The organism is Bradyrhizobium sp. BRP20, from assembly GCF_020194215.1.
In the GTDB taxonomy this organism is placed as follows: domain Bacteria; phylum Pseudomonadota; class Alphaproteobacteria; order Rhizobiales; family Xanthobacteraceae; genus Bradyrhizobium; species Bradyrhizobium yuanmingense.
In genome coordinates, this window is the sequence record NZ_JADYVY010000083.1 from 1 (window position 1) to 717 (window position 717).

Sequence of the window (717 nt, forward strand, 5' to 3'; positions counted from 1 at the left end):
GCGTTGCGCCCAGTCCGGCTGGTGCGGAAGCCACGCCGCCTGATACGCCACGGCCTTCTTCAACCACGCCAAATCCCGGGTACCCATGCGCGGGGTGTCCTCGTACAGCCGGCCGCACGCCATCTCGATATGCGACTGGGCATGCGCGATCACCGTGTCGTCGACCTCTTCGCCCGTGATGTCCAGGACGTCTTGCGCTTGGGCCCACGCGTCGACCATCACCACCCCCTGTTCAGATCACCAGGCCAGGGAAACCCGGTCGCTGGGTTTCCCTGGCCTGAGCGGTCAGGTTGGTCAGGAGTTGTACTCCAGGATCGCCGCCGCGCCCGGAGCGCCGAACGCGACACCCTTACGGGCACGGAACCGCAGCTTGTTCACGTCGTTGTCGAACCCGGTGCCCTCGGTCGAGTCCTGCCACCCCACCTGCAGGCCGTAGCGGTCACCGCGGCGCAGCAGGTTCCGGTTTCCCATCACCAGCAGCGGGTTCCCCAGCGGGTTGTCCGTACCGGACGCGGAGGTGCGCAGACCCATGGACCACTGGAACGGGAACCCGAACAGCGACATCCCGGTCAGGTTCGCGTTGCCCACAGCACCACCAGCGCCACCCGAAGACGACTCGACGAAGATCGGCCGCCCGGTGGAGTCCTTGATGCCGCGCAGCGCCTGCGCGAAGAACGGGTGCGCCCCGATCACCATCGCCGACGGGTCGAACCAGTT

The 717-nt window shown here is 67.2% G+C and carries 2 protein-coding genes; both read right to left on the bottom strand.

The annotated features are described in order from the left end of the window. Positions 1 to 219: hypothetical protein (locus I6F33_RS37890; RefSeq protein WP_225145787.1), on the bottom strand; the 219-nt coding region annotated here is incomplete at its 3' end. Between the two features lie 75 nt (positions 220 to 294). Beyond that, positions 295 to 717 (bottom strand): hypothetical protein (locus I6F33_RS37895; RefSeq protein ID WP_225145788.1); only part of this gene is annotated, 423 nt, incomplete at its 5' end.